This window comes from Nesterenkonia pannonica, from assembly GCF_019575955.1.
In the GTDB taxonomy this organism is placed as follows: domain Bacteria; phylum Actinomycetota; class Actinomycetes; order Actinomycetales; family Micrococcaceae; genus Nesterenkonia; species Nesterenkonia pannonica.
Window position 1 is genome coordinate 2,578,690 of the sequence record NZ_CP080575.1, and the last position, 19,987, is coordinate 2,598,676.

The 19,987-nt window shown below is 68.1% G+C and carries 18 protein-coding genes, 3 tRNA genes and 11 pseudogenes; 10 read left to right on the top strand and 22 right to left on the bottom strand.

What is annotated here, in order from left to right; translation table 11 throughout:
- Positions 1–43: 43 nt before the first annotated feature.
- Positions 44–742, bottom strand: a pseudogene (locus K0H76_RS18440) (aquaporin family protein).
- An 85-nt stretch (positions 743–827) separates the two neighbouring features.
- Positions 828–2,626, bottom strand: a pseudogene (locus K0H76_RS18445) (glycerol-3-phosphate dehydrogenase/oxidase).
- Between the two features lie 151 nt (positions 2,627–2,777).
- On the opposite strand from K0H76_RS18445, the gene K0H76_RS18450 reads away from it, so the two are divergent.
- Positions 2,778–3,095 (top strand): helix-turn-helix domain-containing protein, encoded by a 318-nt coding sequence (locus tag K0H76_RS18450; RefSeq protein ID WP_258933924.1) that lies wholly within the window; start codon positions 2,778–2,780, stop codon positions 3,093–3,095.
- 169 nt (positions 3,096–3,264) lie between these two features.
- Positions 3,265–3,650 (top strand): annotated as a pseudogene (locus K0H76_RS18455) (sugar-binding domain-containing protein); the annotation flags it as partial.
- Between the two features lie 46 nt (positions 3,651–3,696).
- On the opposite strand, the gene K0H76_RS18460 reads toward K0H76_RS18455, so the two are convergent.
- The 9 genes and pseudogenes from K0H76_RS18460 to K0H76_RS18500 all read right to left on the bottom strand — a co-directional run bounded on the left by K0H76_RS18460 (position 3,697) and on the right by K0H76_RS18500 (position 8,781).
- Positions 3,697–4,128: a (2Fe-2S)-binding protein gene (locus tag K0H76_RS18460; RefSeq protein ID WP_258933925.1), complete on the bottom strand. Its 432-nt coding sequence runs from the start codon at positions 4,126–4,128 to the stop codon at positions 3,697–3,699.
- 2 nt (positions 4,129–4,130) lie between these two features.
- Entirely contained in the window at positions 4,131–4,457 is a 327-nt protein-coding gene (locus tag K0H76_RS18465) for a hypothetical protein (protein WP_258935474.1), read from the bottom strand.
- Positions 4,388–4,993, bottom strand: coding sequence for an FAD-dependent oxidoreductase (locus tag K0H76_RS18470; RefSeq protein WP_258933926.1), 606 nt, complete (start codon positions 4,991–4,993; stop codon positions 4,388–4,390). Before K0H76_RS18470 ends, K0H76_RS18465 begins: the two co-directional genes overlap by 70 nt.
- 296 nt (positions 4,994–5,289) lie before the next feature.
- Positions 5,290–5,547 carry a hypothetical protein gene (locus tag K0H76_RS18475; protein ID WP_258933927.1) on the bottom strand — a complete coding sequence of 86 codons (258 nt, stop codon included), beginning with the start codon at positions 5,545–5,547 and terminating at the stop codon, positions 5,290–5,292.
- Between the two features lie 435 nt (positions 5,548–5,982).
- Positions 5,983–6,324: a molybdopterin-dependent oxidoreductase gene (locus tag K0H76_RS18480; protein WP_258933928.1), complete on the bottom strand. Its 342-nt coding sequence runs from the start codon at positions 6,322–6,324 to the stop codon at positions 5,983–5,985.
- 32 nt (positions 6,325–6,356) lie between these two features.
- The gene (locus K0H76_RS18485) at positions 6,357–6,887 is read right to left on the bottom strand and encodes a molybdopterin-dependent oxidoreductase (RefSeq protein WP_258933929.1); all 531 of its coding nucleotides are present in this window, start codon (positions 6,885–6,887) and stop codon (positions 6,357–6,359) included.
- Positions 6,888–6,916: 29 nt separating this feature from the next.
- Positions 6,917–7,354: a molybdopterin-dependent oxidoreductase gene (locus K0H76_RS18490; RefSeq protein ID WP_258933930.1), complete on the bottom strand. Its 438-nt coding sequence runs from the start codon at positions 7,352–7,354 to the stop codon at positions 6,917–6,919.
- 2 nt (positions 7,355–7,356) lie between these two features.
- Positions 7,357–7,437, bottom strand: a pseudogene (locus tag K0H76_RS18495) (hypothetical protein); the annotation flags it as partial.
- Positions 7,438–7,447: 10 nt separating this feature from the next.
- Positions 7,448–8,781 (bottom strand): annotated as a pseudogene (locus K0H76_RS18500) (MFS transporter).
- 511 nt (positions 8,782–9,292) lie between these two features.
- On the opposite strand from K0H76_RS18500, the pseudogene K0H76_RS18505 reads away from it, so the two are divergent.
- The 3 genes and pseudogenes from K0H76_RS18505 to K0H76_RS18515 all read left to right on the top strand — a co-directional run.
- Positions 9,293–11,076: pseudogene (locus K0H76_RS18505) on the top strand (DEAD/DEAH box helicase); the annotation flags it as partial.
- Between the two features lie 66 nt (positions 11,077–11,142).
- Positions 11,143–11,214 (top strand) — tRNA-Thr (locus K0H76_RS18510).
- Positions 11,215–11,292: 78 nt separating this feature from the next.
- A tRNA-Met gene (locus K0H76_RS18515) sits at positions 11,293–11,364 on the top strand.
- Between the two features lie 70 nt (positions 11,365–11,434).
- On the opposite strand, the pseudogene K0H76_RS18520 reads toward K0H76_RS18515, so the two are convergent.
- The 7 genes and pseudogenes from K0H76_RS18520 to K0H76_RS18550 all read right to left on the bottom strand — a co-directional run.
- Positions 11,435–12,000, bottom strand: a pseudogene (locus tag K0H76_RS18520) (MOSC domain-containing protein).
- Between the two features lie 14 nt (positions 12,001–12,014).
- Positions 12,015–12,158, bottom strand: coding sequence for a PLP-dependent transferase (locus K0H76_RS18525; RefSeq protein ID WP_258935475.1), 144 nt, complete (start codon positions 12,156–12,158; stop codon positions 12,015–12,017).
- A 133-nt stretch (positions 12,159–12,291) separates the two neighbouring features.
- A pseudogene (locus K0H76_RS18530) lies at positions 12,292–12,471 on the bottom strand (PLP-dependent transferase); the annotation flags it as partial.
- Positions 12,435–12,977 (bottom strand): PLP-dependent transferase, encoded by a 543-nt coding sequence (locus tag K0H76_RS18535; RefSeq protein ID WP_258933931.1) that lies wholly within the window; start codon positions 12,975–12,977, stop codon positions 12,435–12,437. The gene K0H76_RS18535 and the pseudogene K0H76_RS18530, both read right to left, overlap by 37 nt.
- A gap of 91 nt (positions 12,978–13,068) precedes the next feature.
- Positions 13,069–13,116: pseudogene (locus tag K0H76_RS18540) on the bottom strand (hypothetical protein); the annotation flags it as partial.
- Between the two features lie 60 nt (positions 13,117–13,176).
- Positions 13,177–13,512 (bottom strand): hypothetical protein, encoded by a 336-nt coding sequence (locus K0H76_RS18545; protein WP_258935476.1) that lies wholly within the window; start codon positions 13,510–13,512, stop codon positions 13,177–13,179.
- A gap of 248 nt (positions 13,513–13,760) precedes the next feature.
- A pseudogene (locus K0H76_RS18550) lies at positions 13,761–14,717 on the bottom strand (pyridoxal-phosphate dependent enzyme); the annotation flags it as partial.
- A gap of 243 nt (positions 14,718–14,960) precedes the next feature.
- On the opposite strand from K0H76_RS18550, the gene K0H76_RS18555 reads away from it, so the two are divergent.
- From K0H76_RS18555 to K0H76_RS18565, 3 genes are read left to right on the top strand one after another with little or no spacing between them, the layout of a single operon-like run.
- Complete coding sequence (locus K0H76_RS18555) at positions 14,961–15,320, top strand: hypothetical protein (protein ID WP_258933932.1); 360 nt, start codon at positions 14,961–14,963, stop codon at positions 15,318–15,320.
- Positions 15,278–15,757 carry a hypothetical protein gene (locus tag K0H76_RS18560; RefSeq protein WP_258933933.1) on the top strand — a complete coding sequence of 160 codons (480 nt, stop codon included), beginning with the start codon at positions 15,278–15,280 and terminating at the stop codon, positions 15,755–15,757. Before K0H76_RS18555 ends, K0H76_RS18560 begins: the two co-directional genes overlap by 43 nt.
- Positions 15,754–15,909, top strand: a complete 156-nt coding sequence (locus K0H76_RS18565) for a hypothetical protein (RefSeq protein ID WP_258933934.1) — start codon at positions 15,754–15,756, stop codon at positions 15,907–15,909. The genes K0H76_RS18560 and K0H76_RS18565 overlap by 4 nt, the downstream gene beginning before the upstream one ends.
- Before the next feature lie 57 nt (positions 15,910–15,966).
- Here K0H76_RS18565 and K0H76_RS18570 read toward each other — a convergent pair whose 3' ends face one another.
- From K0H76_RS18570 to K0H76_RS18580, 3 genes are all read right to left on the bottom strand, one after another.
- The gene (locus K0H76_RS18570; protein WP_258935477.1) at positions 15,967–16,374 is read right to left on the bottom strand and encodes an aminotransferase class I/II-fold pyridoxal phosphate-dependent enzyme; all 408 of its coding nucleotides are present in this window, start codon (positions 16,372–16,374) and stop codon (positions 15,967–15,969) included.
- Positions 16,338–17,255 carry a GntR family transcriptional regulator gene (locus K0H76_RS18575; protein WP_258933935.1) on the bottom strand — a complete coding sequence of 306 codons (918 nt, stop codon included), beginning with the start codon at positions 17,253–17,255 and terminating at the stop codon, positions 16,338–16,340. Before K0H76_RS18575 ends, K0H76_RS18570 begins: the two co-directional genes overlap by 37 nt.
- A gap of 122 nt (positions 17,256–17,377) precedes the next feature.
- Positions 17,378–17,460: transfer RNA gene (locus K0H76_RS18580), tRNA-Tyr, on the bottom strand.
- Positions 17,461–17,554: 94 nt separating this feature from the next.
- Here K0H76_RS18580 and K0H76_RS18585 point away from each other — a divergent pair.
- The gene (locus tag K0H76_RS18585) at positions 17,555–17,938 is read left to right on the top strand and encodes a thioredoxin family protein (RefSeq protein WP_168198657.1); all 384 of its coding nucleotides are present in this window, start codon (positions 17,555–17,557) and stop codon (positions 17,936–17,938) included.
- 68 nt (positions 17,939–18,006) lie between these two features.
- On the opposite strand, the pseudogene K0H76_RS18590 reads toward K0H76_RS18585, so the two are convergent.
- Positions 18,007–19,241 (bottom strand): annotated as a pseudogene (locus tag K0H76_RS18590) (cobalamin-independent methionine synthase II family protein).
- A 235-nt stretch (positions 19,242–19,476) separates the two neighbouring features.
- On the opposite strand from K0H76_RS18590, the gene K0H76_RS18595 reads away from it, so the two are divergent.
- Positions 19,477–19,965, top strand: coding sequence for a YajQ family cyclic di-GMP-binding protein (locus K0H76_RS18595; RefSeq protein WP_258933936.1), 489 nt, complete (start codon positions 19,477–19,479; stop codon positions 19,963–19,965).
- The last annotated feature ends 22 nt before the right edge of the window (positions 19,966–19,987 follow it).

Here is a 19,987-nt window from a genome sequence, read left to right on the forward strand (position 1 = left end):
CTGTCCTTTCGGAGCGGGGACGTTCAGCGGAGAGGGGCGGCGGTCAGCCGACCAGCAGGATGGGGGCGGTCAGCCCGGCCAGCACGGCGCCGGCGAGCGGGCCGACGATGGGGACCCACGAGTACGCCCAATCGTTGCCTCCCTTATTGCGGATCGGCAGGAGCGCGTGCGCCAGGCGGGGGCCGAGGTCACGGGCGGGGTTGATGGCGTAGCCGGTGGGTCCGCCGAGCCCGGCGCCGATGACCACCACCAGCAGGCCGACCTCCAGCGGGCCCAGCTCCGAGGGGTCGCCCCGAAGAGCAGGACGACGAGCACCAGCACGTATGTGGCGATGACCTCGGTCACGACGTTCCAGCCGAAGTGCCGCTCAGCCGGAGCGGTGCAGAAGGTCTCCTTGATGACGCTTGCGTCCTCAGCCTTGTCGTAGTGCTTCTTGTAGGCGATCCAGGCGAGTACGGCGCCTATGAACGCGCCGATCAGCTGCGCGGCGAAGTAGGCGAGCATGTGGGGCACATTCGCGGCGATGCCGTCGGCGAACTCGCTCTCCCGGAGACGAAGATGCCCAGAGTGACCGCCGGGTTGATGTGCGCCCCGGAGGCCCACGCCACGTAGACGCCGGAGAAGACCGCCAGCCCCAGCCGAAGTGGATCATCAGCGGGCCGCCGCCGTACCCCTTGGTGCCGGGGAGCAGGGCGTTGGCGACGACGCCGGTGCCGAGAAGGATCAGGGTCGCTGTGCCCATGATCTCGAAGAGGAAGATGGTTTCCACCGGATGACTCCTTTGTCACGATGCTCGTCGGAGCGGATTCGGTCGGGTGGTCAGAGGGTCATGCTGCGTCGAGGCTCTGGTGGACGGGAAGCACGCTCTTCATCGCCTGGGCGGCTTCGGCATCGCTGGATGAGCGCTCGGCGGTCAGCTGCGCGTCGACGTAGCTGGCATAGGCGCGCTTCTCGTAGGCGGCGCGCTCCGCGTCCCAGCCGAGATCGTCCGCGACCAGGGCGATGACGTGGTCGGCCGCTTCGAGGCCTCGGTCGGCGACCTCGTGGAAGAGCCGCGTCCTGCGCTCCAGGAGGTCCTCCAAGTGGACGGCGCCTTCGTACCGGGCGGCGTAGACGTACTCCGCCGCAAGGTATCCGGCCCCGCCGGGCACCTCCTCGGCGAGCGCGGGCTCCTCGCGGATCAGGAGAGAAGCTCTCCCATCAGGGAGCCGTAGCGTCCCAGGAGACGCTTCACCGTCTTGGGCGGGAGGTTGTGCTCTGCGGCGACCTCGTCGGTGCGGCTAGCCCACTCGCCGTAGCCCTGACCTCCCAGCAGCGGCAGCCGGTCGGTGAGGGACTCTCGGTCGGCGAACTGCTCAGCGACCGCGAAGTTCACGGCGTCCTCGGCCATCGAGCGGTAGGTGGTGAGCTTCCCGCCCGCCACGGCTGTCAGTCCGGGGCCATGCGCATCACCGTGTGCTCGCGGGACACTTTGGAGCTGGACTCCTCGTCGCTGGCGACCGGCTGCAGCAGCGGCCGAAGACCGGCCCAGGTGCCGATGACGTCCTCCGGGCTGAGGTCCGTCTCGAGGACGTCGTTGGCGTGGTCGAGGACGTATCGGATGTCAGCGGCGGTGGGGGCCGGGACGTCCACGGGCTCGCGCCATGAGGTGTCTGTGGTGCCGATGGACCAGTAGTCGTCCATGGGGATGATGAACAGGACCGACTTCTCGGTCTGCGTGATGACGCCCACGTGCTCCTGGGCCGGGATTCGATCTTTGGGGACCGTGATGTGGATGCCCTTGGAGGCCAGCACCTTCAGGGCTGGACCGGATCCGTCCTCGGCCTCGGCGTGGGCCATCTGCTCCTGCTCACCGGTCCACACGCCTGCGGCCATGATGGTCTCACGCGCATAGACGCTCATGGTGCGGCCTGTCTCCTGTCCCGCAGGACGACGCCTACGACCTGCTCCTCCCCTGCGCGGGTCTCGCGCAGGTACTCGACCACTTCGGTCCGCACTGCGACGTGGGCCCCGAGGCTCGCCGCGGAGCGTGCGAGGGTGAGCACCAGGCGCGCGTCGTCCACCTGGGCGTCGAAGTATTCGAGCGCGCCGATGAACTTGCTGTGGTTCAGCCCGTCGAAGCGCTTCCGGAGGCCCCGGCGCGTCATGTGGCGGTGCAGCGGTGCGCGGCCTTTGGCGCTGAGCACGGACTTCAGGCCGTTTCCGCGCGCTGATGCGGCGAATGACAGGCTGTCGTACAGCATGACGCCCGAGCCGATGAACGCCCGGTCGAGCCCTCGCTTCTGGAACGGGAACACGAAGGGCAGTCCCGGACCAGGTGCGGCGCGGTGCGGGTCATCAGCAGGTTCCGCTCACGGAGAGCCTCTGAGACAAGCTTGAAGTCCAGCATCTGCAGGTAGCGCAGCCCGCCGTGGATGAGCTTCGATGAGCGCGACGAGGTTCCTGGGCCAGGTCCTGGGCCTCGACGAGCCCGGTGCTCAGGCCTCGGGACGCCGCGTCGAAGGCCGCCGCAGCTCCTACAACGCCTCCCGACCACCAGGACATCCAGGGGCTGCTCGGGCGTGGTGCCGTCGAATGCCTCGAGAGCGTCCGTGCGGGACGAGGGATTCATGGGCCGTGGCTTCATGGCACATCCTGTAGATCGACGTTGACTGTGATGCTCATAACATCCGAGGTGCGGTCTTTTTCTCAATACTTATGCACATACGTGCACAGAGGGTCCACAATGGGGAAATGAAGCCCTCATACAGGAGAAGGTCGAGTACGTCGCTGCACGGATGTACTACGCCGAGAACTGGACGATGCAGCACATCGCGCATGAGCTGGGCGTGTCACGATCCACCGTCTCCCGACTCCTGACAGAGGCGCGTGAGCAGGGCATTGTGCGCATCAGCCTCCACCCGCCCACCGACCGCCCCAACGCCTTGGAGCATCGCATCGCCGAGATCTACGGCGTGACCGTGCACGTGGCCCACACCCTCGCCCGCGAGGACGCCTACGCCCGCCACGAAGCGGTCGCAGCGCTCGCGGCATCAGTGGTGGACTCCTCATCGAGCCGGACATGGTCGTCGGGGCCGCCTGGGGCGCCACGATGACCTCGGTGGTGGACCGGCTCCCGGAGCGGGCCGTCCCCGGGCTGCAGATCGTCCAGCTCAACGGAGCGGTGAACTCCCAGCCCGCGGGCGCGGAGTCGGACGGCACCGGAATCGGCATGGGGTCGTCGAGCGCTTCGCCAAGGTCTACGGCGGACGGCCGCATCTCTTCGCAGTGCCCGCCATCTTCGACTATGAGCAGACCAAGCAGATGCTCTGGCGGGAGCGCTCCACCTCGCGCGTGCTCAACCTGCAGCGCCGCGCCACCCTGGCCGTCTTCGGAGTGGGCACGTTCGCCGCCTACCGTCCCTCGCAGGTCTACGCCGAGGGATATCTGAGCCGTGAGGACCTGAACCAGCTCACCGATGAGCAGGTCGTCGGCGACATCTGCACCGTGTTCCTCCGGGGGACGGGTCCTGGAGGAACATCGAGCTCAACAGCCGCTGCTCCGGCATCAGGCCCGACGAGCTCTCCCGGGTTCCTCGTCGGGTCTGCGTGGTCAACGGTGCGCACAAGGTTCCGGCCCTGCGGGGCACTCGCCGCAGGGCTGGTCACTGACCTGGTCCTGGACCAGGCCTCCGCAGACCTGCTCGCCCACGGCTGATCAGACCGGCTGGGCCGCCGACTCCTCGAGAATCTTCTCGATGGTGCGATGGCAGGTGCCGCATCCGGTGCCTGCCCGGGTCCGCGAGGCGACGTCCTCGACGCTCCGGCAGCAGGGGGCAGCGTCCTGAACCATGCCGACCGTGGTCCCGGCGCAGCGGCATAGAACATCCTCAGGCCCCAGCTCCGCTTCCTTGGTGGCATGCTCGGCAGCCAGCAGTGCGGTGCGGTCCGCCGTCGGCAGCGTGCCTCGAGCCGCGTGCATGGACAGCTCCGCTGCGGTCCGAGGCATGCCGATGACGACGAAGCCGGTCAGCCGCTCGCCCTCGGTGACGATCCGCAGGTACTGGCCGCGCCGCGGATCCGCCCATGTGGAGACATCAGGAGCATGCGGATCCCACGGGTCGATGTCCGTCTCACCGGCGCAGGCCATGTTCAGACTCTTGACTTCACCAGGATCACGTCCAGGTTAAGCAGACGGCGCCACTGGGCAAAGTCGACCAGCTCACCGGCCGCATCACGGTCCGGGGAGGACGCGAGTCCCAGGTCATCACGCAGACCTGAAGCGACCATCTCCGCCTGCATCCACCCCGGTGCGATGAGGCCGGAGGAGCCTCGGCCCTCCACAGAAGCACAGTCCCCGGCGGCGAAGATATGAGGATCTCCCAGGCTGCGGCCATCGGCTCCCACCGTCACGCCCCAGGAGCACGGCAGCCCCGCGTCCTTCGCGAGGGAGTCGCGGGCGATGACCCTGATGCACACCACCAGCAGCGCGGCAGGGATCCGCTCCCCGAGGAGGTCCGCACGGCGACGAGCTCCCCATCGTCGGACACCGCCTCGCGCACATCCGTCGCCGCTCGGACATCGACGCCCATGCTCGTCAGCTCACGGCGCAGCAGCATGCCGGCGTCGGGGTCCGCCTCGCGGCTCATCGGTGTGCCGCCGCGATGCAGCAGCGTCACCTCAGCGCCTGTCTCCGCCAGTGCCAGAGCGGCCTCCACGCCGAGCACGCCGCCGCCGAGCACCGTCACCGGTCTGCCTGTGCGCGACCTTTCGCGGACGGCGAGCGCATCTTCGATGGTGCGCAGCGGCACGACGCCTCGGGGCATCTGCGCACCAGAGCGCTCCCCGTCGAGCTTTCCTCCGCGGCGGACCTCCACGGTGCAGGGAGGCATGCGCGGCTCCGCCCCGGTGGCCAGAACCAGCCTGTCGTAGCTCACTCTGCGCCCGTCGGAGAGTGTCAGCTCCTGGGCTTCGCGGTCCAGGTGAGCGGCCTCGGCCCCCAGGATCAGCTCCACGCCCTGTGCCGCGAGCGCCTCGGGGAGTCGACCATGATCTCCTCGGGCAGAATGCGTCCCACGCTGACGTCCCCGATGCGGATGCGGTTGTACGCCGCATGCTGCTCCGCTCCGATGATGGTCAGGGCTGCGCGGCCTCGCGAATCTCCGGCAGGAGCTCCTCGGCGAGGCGGGAGGCGACGGGCCCGAACCCGACGATGACGATGCGCTGCGACCGGCTCATGGGGCTGCCTCCTCTGCTTAGCCTGATCGTGGCGGCGTGGATTTGAACTCCGGCATAGAGCTGAGCGGGTCGGTCAGGCTTCGGGTGAGCAGGTTGGCGGTGCCCGCCCCTGGGAAGTGGAAGGGGCGAAGACGGTGTCGGCCCGAATGCCGTCGGTGATCCGGACCCGGGCCCTCATCTGCCCGTGCGCTGAGGTGACGACCGCGCACTCATCCTCGGTGAGCCCGAACTGGCGGGCGGTGGCTGGATGGACCTCGACGAAGGCCTCGGGGTGAGCAGCGGCCAGTGCCGGCACTCGCCGCGTCTGGGTTCCCGACTGGTAGTGCTCCATGACGCGTCCGGTGGTGAAGGTGATCTCTCCCGCGCCCCGCGGCTGATTCTGCCGGCGGGGCGTATCGCCGAGAGCCTCGCGCGCCCGTCCGGGTGGGCGAAGCGCTCCTGGAACATGCGTGGGGTGCCGACCATCGGCTCGCCTGTGGCGGAGGCCTCTGCTGAGTGCTGCGCGGCGGGCACGGGCCAGTAGGCGGCGTTCCCGTCGTCGAGCGCGGCGTAGTTCAGGCCTGAGTAGTCGGCGGCGGCTCCGGCCGTGGCACGACGGATCTCTTCAAAGACCTCGCACGGCTCAGTGGGCCACACGGAGGGCGCACTGAGGCGCTCCGCCAGGTCGGCGAAGATGCGCAGCTCGGAGCGGGGCCCGAGTCGGAGTCCTGGGAGGCAGGGGACGCCACGGCGCGGCGCCGCCTCAGCACGCGGCCCTCGAGGCTGGTCATCGTGCCCTCCTCCTCAGCCCACTGGAGGACGGCAGCACGACGTCCGCCTCCTGAGCGGTCTCGGACATGAAGAAGTCGGCGACGACCAGCAGGTCGAGGCTGCGGAGGCTCTCCGCCACACGCCCGGCGTCCGGTGCCGAGACGGCGATGTTCGACGCATGCACGAAGAGTCCTCGCACGCCGTCGGCAGTGCCGATCCGATGCAGCATCTGGGTCGCTGGGGTGCCCGGCCCGGGGATCTGCTGAGCCTCCACTCCCCAGACCTGGGCCATATGCTCACGGTCCCCGTCGTCGGCGATGCTGCGCATGCCGGGGAGCTGATCGGACTTCTGGCCCATCTCACGGCCGCCCTGCCCATTGCCCTGGCCGGTCAGGTGCCGTAGCCGCCGCGCCGCCCGCCGTCGGAACCTGCCCCGGGCAGTCCCAGCAGCAGCGCGAGGCTGATGGCGGCTCGGGCTGTGTCAGTGCCGTCACGGTGCTGCTCGACTCCGCGTCCGGTGAGGATGAACACGGGGTCGCCGCTTACGCGGGCGCCCTGCGCCGCATGGCCGAGCTTCCGGGCCAGCAGCCGGATCTGGTCGGCGCCGACCCCGGTGGCCGCCTGGGCCCGCTCGGGCCACCAGTGCGAAGCTGAGCGGCGGAGCTCCTCGAGCCCCGCCGTGCGCGCCGCCAGGTAGTCCCAGTCGGCGAACCCCTCCTCGAGCACCACCTGGGCGACTGAGAGCAGCAGGACGAGGTCGCCGCCCGGGGCGGGCTGGATGTGAGCCCCTGCTCCGTCTGCGGTGAGCTCTGCGGTGGCGGTTCGTCGCGGGTCCACCACGATCAGCCCGCCTTTGCTGCGGACGCCGTCGAGGTGCTGGACGAAGGGCGGCATGGTGTCGGCCACGTTGGAGCCGAGCATCAGCACGGCGCACGCGTCGTTGAGGTCAGTCAGGGAAAGGGCAGTCCGCGGTCCAGCCCAAAGACCATGGTGGAGGCTTTGGAGGCCGAAGACATGCACCAACGGCCGTTGTAGTCGATCTGGGAGGTGCCGAGCGCGATCCGAGCGAATTTGCCGAGCGCGTAGGTCTTCTCGTTGGTGAGCGCTCCGGAGCCGAAGACGCCGAGAGCGTCCTTCCCGTGCGCTAACTGAAGGCTGCGGACCCTGCCTGCGATCAGGCTCAGGGCCTCGTCCCAGGTGGCCTCACGGAGACCGTCCTCCTCGCGGATGAGCGGGGCGGTGATGCGGTCGTCACGACGGCCGAGCAGCTCATGCGCGGTGCTGCCCTTGCGGCAGAGGCGCCCCCTGTTGGTGGGGAACGAGGCCCCTCCACGTCGAAGCTGTCGGGGGCGTCCGGACGCTCGGACACTGTCAGCCGCATCGCGCACTGCAGTGCGCAGTAGGGACAGTGCGTCTGCACCGTACGGCTGCGGGCGGACCCGGTCCCGGGCGTCGGCAGGGCCTCGACCATCAGAGGAGCCTCATACCCGTGCGGAGGCGAAGACGGTGCCGGGCCGCATGTAGACCGCCCAGGTCAGGAGGGCGAAGCCGACGTAGGCTCCGGCGAAGCACCAGAACGCTGTGTCGAAGCTGCCGGTGGCTTCGTTGGACGCGTTGAGGATCTGTGGGATGGCGAAGCCGCCGAAGGCCCGATCGCACCGATGAAGCCCAATGCGGCGGATGCCTTGCGCTCATGCCCTACGCGGTCCCCCTCAGGGACTGAGAGGCGGAAGACGAGCGGGATCATGCGGTAGCTGGAGCCGTTGGCCACGCCGGTCAGGGTGAACAGCGCCAGGAACAGTCCCAGGTAGAGCCAGAAGCTCCCCAGTCCAGGGTGACCACGACCACCGCGGTGACGGCGGCCATCGCCAGGAAGCTCACAGCGGTGATGCGCGCCCCGCCGACCCGGTCCGCCAGCTGTCCGCCGTAGGGCCGCGCCAGGGAGCCGACCAGCGGGCCGAGGAACGCCAGGGAGAGGGCAGCGCCGAGCACCTGGAAGCTGGAGAACTCAGGGAACTGGATGCTGATCAGCGTGGGGAAGACGGAGCCGAAGCCCATGAATGAGCCGAAGGTTCCGATGTAGATCACCGCGATGATCCACAGGTGCCGCTCACGCAGCGCCGCCAGGGTGCCCTTGACGTCGTTGGAGGCGTTCGTGAGGTTGTGCATGTACTTCCACGCACCCCAGGCGGCCAGCAGGATCAGCGGGATCCACATGAGCCCTGCCACGGGGAGGCTGGGGCCGAAGTGGCCGAAGGCGAAGAGCGAGACGACGATCGGAACCGCGAGCTGCGCGGCCGCCACTCCGAGGTTGCCGCTTGCGGCGTTGACGCCAGCGCTGCGCCCTTCTCCTTGGCCGGGTAGAAGAACGTGATGTTGGCCATGGAGCTGGCGAAGTTTCCGCCGCCGAAGCCGGCTGTGGCCGCGATCAGGTACAGGGCCCAGATCGGCGTATCGGGGTTGGCGAGCGCGACGGCCATGGCGACGGTGGGGATGAGCAGCAGGAGCGCGGAGATCACCGTCCAGTTGCGGCCCCGATCATGGCCACCATGAAGCTGTATGGGATCCGCATGGCGGCGCCCACCAGGGGCGGGAGCGAGACCAGCAGGAACTGCTGCGCGCTGGTGAGGTCGAAGCCGGCGGCGGGCAGGAACACCACGGTGACGGACCAGAGCTGCCACACCGCGAACCCGAGGAACTCGCAGAAGACCGACCAGATGAGGTTGCGACGGGCCACCGGGCGCCCCGGACCTTCCCAGAAGTCCTGGTTCTCCGGCTGCCAGTTGGTGATCCAGCGGCCTCGCTCCTCCACAATCCGCTCAGTGGGGGTGCGTGCTGAGTTTCGTTGATGACGCTCATGCCTTCGATCGTCCCAGCGGCATGTTTCAGGCCTGCGGCTCAGTGTTACCGATGTGAAAAACGGGTCTCACGCGCAGAGGGGAAGCCTGTGAGGCCTCCGTTTGGGGTTTTGGCGATCGGGCACGTATGCTTGCTGGGCATTCTCCGGATAATCCCGTTTATCTGTTGCTGACTCCCGGCACAGCTGCATTTCGATCAGCTGGTAGGCCCGGTGGAGTTCTGTTGTTCTGTGTGCGGGTCGACTCCGGAGCCTTTCCCCGGCCTGAGTCCCCGTGATCCTCGTTCCAGCGAAAACCGTCCGATAAGTCCTGCCGTGCCCATGCACGGCCTGCTCCTGATGGAGTAAGCCGTTCGAGCACGAGCGGTAGACACTGTCGGAGCGCTGGAGCGCGGCCGCGGCGGTCCAGGCCGCCTACGTGACAAGGAGTCACCCGCATGTCTGAGACAGACGCCCCCACTATTCCCCCTTCAGCGACCTCGGCCTCGACTCGCGCGTCATGGCTGCCATCGAGTCCATGGGCTACGAGACCCTCCCCATCCAGGCGGAGACCATCCCCAGCTCATCGCTGGCCGCGACGTGGTCGGCCTGGCCCAGACCGGCACCGGAAAGACCGCCGCCTTCGCCCTGCCCGCGCTGACTCACATGGCAGCAGCCCACGACGAAGGCACCCTCGGCAACCGGCCCAACACTCTGGTGCTGGCCCCACGCGTGAGCTGGCCATCCAGGTGGCCGAAGCCTTCACCACCTACGCGGCCAAGGTCGACGGCATCTCCGTGCTGCCCATCTACGGCGGCGCTCCCTACGGCCCCCAGCTGCAGGGTCTTCGGCGCGGCGCCAACGTCGTGGTCGGCACCCCGGGCCGCGTCATCGACCACATGGAGAAGGGGTCCCTGGACCTCTCCGAGGTCGAGCACCTGATCCTCGACGAGGCTGACGAGATGCTGCGCATGGCTTCGCCGAAGAGGTGGACAAGATCCTCGCGCAGACGCTTACCGACAAGCAGGTCGCGCTCTTCTCGGCGACGATGCCGACCGCCATCCGTCGCATCTCCGAGCAGTACCTCAACGACCCGGTCGAGGTGAAGGTCAAGTCCAAGACTCAGACCAGCTCCAACACCCGGCAGCGCTTCCTGTTCATCAAGCACCACGCCAAGGGCGAGGCGCTGACCCGCATTATGGAGACGGAGGCGCACGACGCCGCCATCGTCTTCGTTCGCACCCGGTCCGCCACCGAAGAGGTCGCCGGGATGCTCAACGCCCGCGGCTTCCGCGCCTCCGCCATCAACGGCGACATTCCTCAGAACCTGCGGGAGAAGACCGTTGAGCAGCTGAAGTCGAGCCGCATCGACGTCCTGGTCGCCACCGACGTGGCCGCCCGAGGCCTGGACGTGGAGCGCATCAGCCACGTCTTCAACTACGACATCCCACTCGACACCGAGTCCTACGTCCACCGCATCGGACGCACCGGGCGCGCCGGACGCTCCGGTGAGGCCGTCCTGTTCGTCACTCCTCGTGAGAAGCGCATGCTGCGCTCGATCGAGAAGGCGACCCGCCAGACGGTCGAGCAGATGAGCCTGCCCTCCGTCGAGGACGTGAACGCGTCGCGTCTGGACCGATTCTCCGAGCGGATCACCGCCACCCTGGTAGGCGAGGACCTGGAGGAGTACCGCGGGCTGGTCAGCAGCTACGTGGAGAACCACAACACTCCCGCTGAAGATGTGGCCGCCGCACTGGTCTCCATGGTCCACGAGGGCCGATCCCTCCTGCTGGACGAGAAGGACGACTCCGGCATGCGCGGCGCCCTTCCGGAGTTCCGCGAGGACAACGACCGGGGCGGACGCTACGAGGACCGCGGCCCCCGCACAGACCGCGGCCCCAAGGGAGCGCCCAGCGCAGCGCCGGGCAACGCCCTCTACCGGCTGGCTGTCGGACGCAACAACCGGGTGACCCCGGGCCACGTGGTCGGAGCCATCACCGGCGAGGCGGGGCTGACCGGGGCACAGATCGGCAGCATCGACATCCGCCCCACCCACACCCTCGTCGAGCTTCCGGAGCACCTCTCCGGCGACCAGTGGGCTGCCCTCACCAAGACGCGGATCGGCGGCGAGCTGATCCGCATCGAGAAGGACGCCGGGGACCCGCGCCGCGCACCGGCGGCGGTCGCGGCAACGACCGGGACGGCGATCAGGGCGGCTTCAAGAAGGGGCCGCGCAAGGGCGGATTCGGCGGCCGCAAGAAGCCCCGCCACTGAGCCGGATCCCCGTGCTGACGGGGATTTGGGCGGCATGAATATCCGATGCTAGGATGTTCTGTCGTTGCCCCAATAGCTCAGTGGTAGAGCGCAGTCTTGGTAAGACTGAGGTCCCGGGATCGATTCCCGGTTGGGGCTCGAGTGAAGGCCCCGCGCAGCGCATCATCAGAACTGCGCGGCGTGGGGCTTCTCCACTCCAGTCATCTGCTCACTCAGGGCGGTGTAGCTCAGCTGGTTAGAGCGCACGACTCATAATCGTGAGGTCGGGGATCGAGCCCCCCACCGCTACGCGAGCAGGACCGAAGAAAGCCCCAGGCCATGGCCTGGGGCTTTCTTCGTGCCGTCGTGCTTACCGCGCTCAGTCGTCGGGGCGTGCGCTCGCCGGGCCTTGGGCCAGAGCCGTCTCACGCATGGTGGGACCCTCGCCCTCCTCAAGCACCGTGACCGCGTCGCCTGACCGGATCTCTCCCGGTGTGAGAACCCTCAGGTACGTCCCCGGACGTCCGGCCTGCAGAAACCGCTTCACCCACCGAGCCTCGCCCATCCAGCGTCCGAACGTAGCGCACGGTATCCGGGGCCCGGTGACCTCCAGGACGGCCCGGTCGCCCACCTGCCACCGTTCGCCGCTCTGCGCGGCATCCACGTCGAGGCCGGAGACCCTCAGGTTCTCGCCCAGGCTTCCGCCGGAAGATCGCGCCCGAGCGCCTCGGCCCACCATGCGGCGTCCGCGGCTGCGTACGCGTACACGGCCTTCTCGGGGCCGCCGTGATGCGCGCGGTCAGTCTGGACGTCCCCGTGCAGGCCGAGGGCGCGCACCCGCACAGGACCCTCCACGGGCCGCTTGTCGATCGCGGTGGTTCCGACCGATCCAGGATCCGGGGTCAGCTGATGGACGACGCATACCGCGTCCACCGTGCCCTGCAGACCCCGTCGTCCCGTCACAGCCCGGCCAGGGCCTTCTCGACGTCGTCGATGAGGTCCTCGACGTCCTCGATGCCCACCGACAGGCGCAGGAGGTTCTCCGGCACGGCCAGCTCCGTTCCCCGGACCGAGGCGTGGGTCATCTCGTGGGGATAGTTCATCAGCGACTCCACTCCCCGAGCGACTCGGCGAGAATGAACCACTTGGTGCCCTCCGCCACCTTGCGTGCGGTGGCTCGCCTCCCGCCAGCTGCAGGGACACCATGCCGCCGAAGTCCCTCATCTGGGATGCCGCCAGCTGGTGCTGTGGGTGCGACTCCAGGCCGGGGTAGAGGACCCGCTCCACAGCGGGGTGGCCCTCGAAGTGCTCGGCCAGCGCGAGCGCGTTCGACGAGTGGCGATCCATACGCACGCCGAGGGTCTTCAGGCCCCGAGTGGTCAGGTAGGCGTCCAGGGGCCCGGAGACCGCACCCACAGCGAACTGCTGGAACGCGACCTTCTGGGCCAGGTCATCGGCGGCGTCCCCTCACCGAGCACCACAGCACCTCCGACCACGTCGGAGTGGCCACCGATGTACTTGGTGGTCGAGTGCACGACGACGTCCGCACCGAGGCTCAGCGGCTGCTGCAGGTACGGGGTGGCGAAGGTGTTGTCCACCACCAGCAGGGCGTCGTGGGCGTGCGCGATGTCAGCCAGGGCGCGAATGTCTGTGACGCCCATCAGGGTTGGAGGGCGTCTCCACCCACAGCAGGGTCGCGTCGCTGTGCTGAAGCTCCGCGGCGACGCGCTCATGATCCGACAGGTCGATGGGGGTGTTGGTGATTCCCAGTCGCCATGGACCCGGGCGAAGAGCCGGTACGTTCCGCCGTAGGCGTCGTTGCCCATCACCAGGCGCTGGCCGGGCCTCATCAGGCCCCGGATGATCGCGTCCTCGGCCGCCAGCCCGGAGCCGAAGCTGAACGCGTGCCGCCCGCCCTCCAATGCCGCCAGCTGCTGCTGCAGGGCGGTGCGGGTGGGGCTGCTTTACGCGTCCGTAGTCGTAGCCGTTGCGGAGATTGCCGATGCCGTCGGGGGCGAATGTGGTGGACAGGTGCAGGGGCGGGACGACAGCCCCGTACACCTCGTCGATGTCCTGGCCGGTGTGGATGGCGTGGGTGGAGAATCCGGGGTGCGCTGGTTCTCACTCATTGAGGTCGATCTCCTGTCGTTTGGCTCCGGAGAGGTGGGCAAGCAGATCATTGCGGGTCAGCACGCCCACGATGTCTCCGCGGTCGGCGACCAGGAGGGTGGGGTGGCTGCGCAGCTTGGACAGGATCTGCGGGAGGGTCTCTGTGATGCCCAGCAGAGGCAGATGGTCGCGCAGGTGGTCGGCGACCGGCTCGTCCGGGCTGGCCTGGCCTTCGATGACATCCTCGGAGAGGTGCTCGACGTCAACCACCCCGTACACCTCGCCGATGCGGGCCACCGGGCCCGGATGGTCGATGACCGGGACGATGTCCACGCCGTAGCGGTTCATCACGCTGACCGCCTCACGCAGGGTCGTCTCCCGGCTGATGGAGATGACCTCCGGCAGCGCCTCGGAGAACATGCCCCGCTTGGCCTGCAGGAGGGCTCCGGCCGTTGTGGTCGCAGGGTCCTGCTCCCTGTGCCGGGGGCCTGGTGATGAGTATCGGTGCCGATCACTCCGTCGCGGACTGCCTGGGAGAGCTCCTCGGAGGTTCTGACCGCAATCTCGGTGCCGGTGGAGGTGGAGACCACTTCGCCGAAGCCGTGGTCGATCATCCACTGGTCGTTGAAGATCTTGCCGAGGTATCCGCGCCCGGAGTCCGGCAGCACTGCGACGATCACGTCGTCGGGCCCGAGGCCTTCGGCGACCTTCAGCGCCGCGGTGACTGCGGTGCCCGAGGAGCCGCCCACCAGCAGACCCTCCTCGGTGGCGAGGCGGCGGCACATCGCGAACGACTCCGCATCCGTGATGGCGTGGTGCTCGTCGGGGACGCTCGGGTCGTAGTTCTTGACCCAGACATCCTCACCGACGCCTTCGACGAAGTAGGGGCGTCCCTCGCCGCCGGAGTAGATGGAGCCGTCCGGGTCTGCGACGACCACGCGCACCGGCCCCGAGTCTCTGTCCGCTGAGACCTCTTTGAGGTAGCGCCCTGTGCCGGTGACGGTGCCGCCGGTTCCGGCGCCGACGACCAGGTGGGTGACCTTCCCTCGGTGTCCTCCCAGATCTCCGGACCGGTGGTCTCATAGTGCGAGTGGGGCGCATTCGGGTTGGAGAACTGATCAGGCTTGTGCCCGCCTTCGATCTCCCGCGCCAGCTGATCGGAGATGCCGTAGTAGCTCAGCGGGGACTCAGCATCGACACCGGCGGGGCCGACCACGACGTCAGCGCCGTAGGCCCGCAGCACGTCCCGCTTCTCCTGGGCCACCTTCGGCACCGTGACGAAGACGGCCCGGTAGCCCTTCTGCTGGGCCACCAGCGCGAGTCCCACGCCGGTGTTGCCCGAGGTCGGCTCGACCACCACTCCCCGGGGCAAGCGTGCCCTCGGCCTCGGCGGCCTCGATCATCTTCAGCGCGATTCGGTCCTTGATGGATCCGCCCGGGTTCAGATATTCGAGCTTGACCAGCACAGTGCAGGAGAGGCCTTGGACAACACTGTTGAGCCTCACCAAGGGCGTGGAGCCGATGAGCTCCACAACGGACTGGGCATATTTCACGGTGGTTCGCTTCCGTCGCTTGGGTGCTGAGTAAGCGTGCCGCTCCTTCCTGCCCCCAGACTACCGGGGCGCTCCCCTCCTCAATAAGGTCTGGACTCAAAGGGAAACAGTGCTGAGGACTCGTTCGGGTGGCACAGTGTGGGGTGACTTTCTCGGCTGAGCGCACGGTGGACCTGGGGCGCCCTTCGACCTCCCCGGACTCTGCGTCCGCTGCAGCGGGGACACGCAGACCCGGCCGTTCGGGTGGATCCCGGAGGGTTCGACGGGGCTCGCGCGGCACCGCCGGTGCTGGAGCCTGGGTCGCCCTCCGTGCGGCGCAGGTACGCCGCTGCCCCCACGGAGGACGTCGATCAGGCGATTCTCCGGCTGGATCAGCTCGACGCCTCCCAGGTGCGAGTCCGGATCGTCGCCGCCTCGGAGGCTGCGGCAGAGGCCGCCGCCGAGCGAGCCCCCGCACTCCTGGGCGCTGCCGACGAATGGGCGGAGCTGGACGATCTGCTGGCCGACTCCGACGAGCACATCGACCAGGCCATGGCGGCGGTCCGGCGTCGACACCCCGGGTGCGGCTGCCTGCCACGGGCGCCCTGTTCGACCAGCTGGTGACGGTGGCCCTGGAGCAGAAGGTCACCCACGGCCAGGCGCGCCACGGGTGGCGGAACCTTCTGCGGCGCCACGGCTCGGCCCCGGCCTTCGACTGGGCCCGCCGTGCGCCTATGCCTGTGCCCGAATGGCTTCGCATGCCCCTGACCGCGGAGCAGCTGCGGGGCGTCCCCTCGTGGGAGTGGCACCGGCTGTGGGTCCAGCCGCCGCTGTCGAAGACCATTCAGAGGATCGCCCAGCGCTCCGCCGCCCTGCACCGCCTGGGCGCCCAGACGCCGCCCAGCACCGACGCGGTCAATGCGCTGGCCGAGAGCCTGGCTGCGATTCCGGGCGTCGGAGTATGGAGTGCGGCAGAAGCGCTTCAGCGCTCCCACGGCGCAGCCGACCTGCTTAAGCAGTGGGCGACTATCACTTGGCTCACTTTGTGGGCGAGGCCATGACGGGTGCCCGGACCGACGACCCTGGGATGCTCAGGCTGCTGGAGCCGTACAGGCCCCACCGGCAGAGGGTGGTTCGGCTGCTGAAGCTCTCAGGGTTCGCCCATCAGCGGATGGGGCCCAAGCTCGTGCCCGAGGACCACCGGAGCCGGTAGCAGCTCAGAGGAAGGTGGGGCGGAGGTCGCCGGACGCCGCATGGCTGATCATCTGCGTCAGCTCCGCCGCCCGCTCGGGCGACTCGGGAGCTGGGCGATGCTGATCCTCAGACGAGAGGGCGGGTGCTCCTCCAGCGACGCTGAAGCGCCCACGTCGACCACGACGCCCTGAGCCGACAGGGCCAGGGCGGTGCGGTGCGCGTCAGCCACATCGACCCACACGCTCCAGCTGTTCGGACCGCTCGAGGCTGCGAAGCCTGCATCGGCGAAGGCGCCGAGTGCCACGTCCCGGCGCCGCGCGTAGTGCTGCCGGACGCTCTTGAGCCGCCGCCGCTGGCCTGCCGATCCTGCCAGCTCTGCGACCATCTGCTGGAGTATGCGGCTGTGCGAGGACAGGCCCTCCGCGCGCAGCCGGACCGCTCGGGCGATCAGCGGGTCAGGGCCAGCGAGAATGGCCGTTCGGATGTCCGCGCCGAAAGCTCGTGCGTAGTCGAGAACACGGAGGCTGCGGTCCGGGCAGCGGGCGGCGAGGCTTGCCGTCGGGGACTCCACCAGCGGGCCCAGGGGTCGTCCTCGATGATCAGCGCGTCGGCCTGCTCCACCACGGCCTGCAGCGCGTCCGCCCTCTCCTCACTCAGCGCATGCTGGGATCCGAACGGTCCGGACGGGGCGAGCACGAAGGCCGAGGCTCCGGCGTCGAGGGCCGCCTGCAGCGCGTCCGGCAGAGGGCCCTGCGCATCGGTGGCAACGCCCACCAGGGTGAGGTCCATCTTGCGCGCAGTCTCCAGGAAGCCGGGGTCGAACGGCGTTTCGACGGCGAGGACGTCTCCCGGGCTCGCCGCGACGGATGCTGCGAGCCAGAGGCCCCGCGCGCCGCCTGCGACTGCTATCGCACGGTCAGGGATGTAGGGCAGGTCCTGGGCGGAGGCTCGTCGCAGGTCCTCGGTGAGGTATTCGCGGGACCACGCGTTGATGCTGGGGTGCTTCAGCGCAGCGGCAGCGGCCTCCTCGAGCGGGGGCAGCAGCGCCGGGTCAGGGCTGCAGGCGTGGAGATCCACCGAGCCGAAGCCGCGGAAGTAAGCCGCGGGATCGCTCTGACCGTCCACCACACGGGTGCCCCCTCTGCGGCGGGTCTCGACGGCGTTCTCCTCACGCAGCAGCCCCCACGCCTGGGCGATGGTGCCCACGGAGACGCCCAGCTCCTGGGCGAGGTCGCGCACAGTGGGCAGCCGCGCGCCCGGAGCCAGCGTCCCGTCGTCGATGAGCTCCTGGACCTGGGAGGCGATCCCTGCAGGAGTTCGGGATTCGAGCCGCCGCGCCAGCTCGGCGGCATCGATCTCTGCCATCAGGGCCTCCGGAAGTGTTCGGATAGTAGGAGAAGCTTCGCCTCACAGGGTAACGCTCCATGCCCGGGCAGACATTGAGAAGGGGACCCTGGATCATCCAGAGTCCCCTTGCTCGCGTGCGGTGGCAGGTGAGGGATTCGAACCCCGTAGGCAATGCTTAAGCTGATTTACAGTCAGCTCCCTTTGGCCGCTCGGGTAACCTGCCGCGCGACTGCTTGCGCCCCAACGAGGCACCCCACAACTTTACCCAAGAGCGGAAAAATTCTCGAATCCGGAGATACCTTGCGTACCGTGGGGGTATGGCTACTACAGACCTGACCGCTGACACCTTCCAGCAGGCGCTCGAGGACAACGACATTCTGCTGATCGACTTCTGGGCAGACTGGTGCGGTCCCTGCAAGCAGTTCGCTCCCATCTACGAGCAGGTCTCCGAGGAGCACCCGGATGCCGCCTTCGGCAAGGTGGACACGGAGACGGAGCAGGAGCTGGCTGCAGCAGCCAACATCACCTCCATTCCCACGCTGATGGTCTTCCGCGAGAAGGTGCTCGTGTTCTCCCAGCCGGGCGCTCTGAACGCCGAGCAGCTCGGCGGAGTCGTCAAGGCCGTCAAGGACCTCGACATGGCCGAGATCCACAAGCAGGTGGAGGAGCAGCAGAGCGAGGGCGAGGCCCCGCAGAGCTGAGCCTCTCTCACAGACCACGACGGCGGCCCGCCACCTCGCATCACTGCTGGTGGCGGGCCGCCGTCGTCTCAGGGCGGGTCAGAAGCTCCTTGACGTCGCGATGGCCGCCCCTGGGCGAGAGACTCCAGCTTGGCGAATGCGATGTCCGGATGCAGGCGGCCGCCCAGCCCGCAGTCGGTGCTTAGCCTGGACGTTCTCACGGCCCACCCGTTCGATGAAGCGGCCGAGGCGCTGAGCGACCAGCTCGGGGTGCTCCACCACATTGGTGGCGTGCGATACGACGCCGGGGACGATGACTTTGCCCTCCGGGAGCGTGAGATCGTCCCACACGGTGTACTCGTGCTCGTGGCGGACGTTCCCTGCCTCGAAGGTGAAGTACTTGGCATCGGCGCCCAGGCACAGGTCCGCGATGTGCTTGAACTCGATGTCCGTGGTGTGCGGCCCGTGCCAGGAGCCCCAGCAGATGTGCAGCCGGACCAGCTCAGGGTCGATGCCCCGCAGCGCGTAGTTCAGGGCGTCGATGCGCAGCTGGGTGAACGCCCGGTAGTCCTCAACGGAGGGCGCTGGGGTGATCTGGTCCCAGTTCTCGGCGAGGCAGGGGTCATCGAGCTGGAGGATGAGGCTAGGCGTCGGTGATGGCCCTGTACTCGTGCCGCATCACGTCTGCCCAGGCGTAGAGGTGCTCCTCCTCGCTGGCGTAGTGCGAATTGGGAACGCGCGCTCCGGAGCCCGGTGCGATGGAGGTGAGGAACCCCTGCTCCAGCCCTGCCGCCTCGAGGCCCTTCTTCAGGTTGGCGATGTCGGCCTCGATGGCCTCCTGGCCGCGCCAGGTCAGCTCGCCCGTGGTGGCCGGGAAGGGGACAGCGTGACTGCCGGTGGGCGCACCGTTGGTGTAGAAGTCGACGAACTTCACCCAGTCGCGGCGGTTCATCATGTTGGTCAGCCTGAGGTCTCCGGGGGCCGATTCCTGGTGGGGCCAGTTGAAGAGGTTCTCTCCGGTCACCTCGAGGCCGCCGACGCGCTGGAAGACGTATGACCACCACGCTCCGTAGTCCACGGCTGAGCTCATGGCTTTGCCGTACTCGCCGTCGCCGGGGAGGGTGACGCCCAGCTCAGCCTGACGCTTGACGAGGTTGACCACAGCATCGGTGAGCAGCCCGTCGAACTCGGGCGTCTTGGTGAGGGTGAAGCCGTCCTCGGCGATCTCGCGCGCGGCGTTGGCTTCGATGAGCTCCGGGGTGCGCGGCAGAGAGCCTGCGGTGGAGACCAGTATCTGCTGGCTAGGATCTGGGGAGAGCGGCATGCGGGCCCGCGTCCTTTCGTATCGGCTTGCCCGGCCGGGAGGACGCTGCGCCGGGCAAGGACCCGACCGGTGCGAACCTCTTCTGGCCAGGCACTCATGTCAGGTGCGTGGAGGGAAGGGTTCGCAGCGGTGACCACTACAGTCGCGAGGCTTCGCATTCTCGCTGCGAGAAATGTTCATCATTAAGTTATGGGCGTTATCTTACACACAGCATCCGACGACGAAAGGTATGGCAGTGGCTAAAGAGTCAAGCTTCGACGTGGTCTCCCAGGTGGACAGCCAGGAGGTCTCCAATGCACTGAACCAAGCTCAGAAGGAGATTGCTCAGCGGTACGACTTCAAAGGAACCGGCACGGAGATCGACTTCTCCGGCGATGCGATCCTGATTCGCGCCAACTCTGAGGAGCGCGCGAAGGCGGCGCAGGATGTGTTCGAATCCAAGCTGATCAAACGCGGCATCAGCCTGAAGTCCTTCGAGGCCTCGGAGCCCAAGGCCTCGGGCAAGGAGTACCGCATCGAGGGTCAGATCAAGGAGGGCATCGACCAGGCGACGGCGAAGAAGATCTCAAAGATCATCCGGGACGAAGGACCGAAGTCGGTCAAGGCTCAGATCCAGGGAGATGAGCTGCGTGTGACCTCGAAGTCGCGCGACGACCTGCAGGATGTCATCACCCTGCTGAAGGACTTCGACGACGCCGCGCTGCAGTTCATCAACATGCGGTGATGCTGGCCGTCCGCCCGCCGCC